Genomic DNA, 1,430 nt, shown 5'->3' on the forward strand with positions numbered 1-1,430 from the left:
TATAAAAATTATCCATGGGAACCAATTGATCTAAATTGACAGTGGTAAATAACTTGGGAATAAATGTCTTTGTGCCTTGCATAGCTAAATATACGAAATTCTTATATTTGAGTTGTACAACAGGCACAGCGGTTTGACGTAATAGCTGGTTGTTTTTCAACTTGACGTTTTTCTTCACGAAAAACTTTATCTTTAACCGACCCGAGGCTGAAAGCCGAACGGATGAAATAAAATGAAACGTTCGCTGATACCGCTATCGCGCCAAGCCGCGGGACGCTGTGTGCAATTATAAAAAACTATATGAAATTCAAATCGTTAATAAGTCAATTACAATTAGCTTATAGTCCAATGAGTAGTTATGATTTTAGTATTTTAAAATCAGACGAAATTGTTCAAGAACTACTCCGCCAAAGTAGTTTATATATAATTGGGCAAAGACCAATTCTAAGTTTTGAAAACTTAACGATGAATGACGATGAAAAGTACATTACTTTTGAAATTCATCAAAAAGGAAACTCTTCAATAATAAAGTTCAAACTTCCTTTCTTTCAGGAAAATATAGCAACTGATTATGAAAAAGACGTAATGCTTGTAATTGGTTCAAATGACCCAAATCATATTTTTGACAGAAATAACATTACAAATGTTCATGGGTTAAAATTTTATGAAATCTCAAATGATGAAGAGAATTTTTTAGTGTGGTTTTCCCCTGAAAAATTTTTAAGTAACTTCTCAAGAGGATACATTGAAGCCGAAATAGAAGGAAATATTAGAGATTTCCTAAAATATAAAGTTCATTATGTCGGAAAGGCAACCGACCAAGACATTTGGAAAAGACTTACTGGACACGAAACTTTACAAGATATTTTGAGTTTGGAATATCCGTTTGTTTATGGCTCATTACCAACTCATGAAATCGTATTACTTCTTTTCGAATTTCATGATAATCTTACAATGCAAACATTCGATGTTAATTCTTCTCCTGAAGAAATGACAGATTCCTTAATGGGTAAAAATTATCCTGAGCAAAAAACTGTTTTTTTGGATGCGGAAAAGGCTTTGATAAAGGCAATGCAACCTAAACACAATAAAATCCTTTTTAAGAACTATCCAAAAAGTAAAGACGGTTTACATAAACATAATTTTGACAATTATGGTTTTACTTTTATGGATCCAATAACTTTACAATACGAAAAAGGGGAAATTAGAGGTGGTTTGAATATGATGGGAGGAGATTTAATTTCAATAAAAAATAATGAAGATTTTGAATTATTTATACACCCAATAACTGCACACAACAGCGGTGCCTGTTGTACAACTCAAATATAAGAATTTCGTATATTTAGCTATGCAAGGCACAAAGACATTTATTCCCAAGTTATTTACCACTGTCAATTTAGATCAATTGGTTCCCATGGATAATTTTTATA

The 1,430-nt window shown here is 31.7% G+C and carries 1 protein-coding gene; it reads left to right on the forward strand.

Features of this window, described 5'->3' with window-relative positions:
• Window positions 1-300 precede the first annotated feature (300 nt).
• A complete protein-coding gene (locus tag NAT51_RS19595; protein WP_250601806.1) occupies window positions 301-1,329 on the forward strand; it encodes a hypothetical protein in 1,029 nt (342 codons plus the stop codon).
• Window positions 1,330-1,430 lie beyond the last annotated feature (101 nt).

It is taken from the genome of Flavobacterium amniphilum (genome assembly GCF_023634845.1).
GTDB classification, from domain to species: domain Bacteria; phylum Bacteroidota; class Bacteroidia; order Flavobacteriales; family Flavobacteriaceae; genus Flavobacterium; species Flavobacterium amniphilum.

Coding starts and splice junctions, on each gene's coding strand:
- NAT51_RS19595 (WP_250601806.1), top strand. CDS start 301: ATGAAATTCAAATCGTTAATAAGTCAATTACAATTAGCTTATAGTCCA.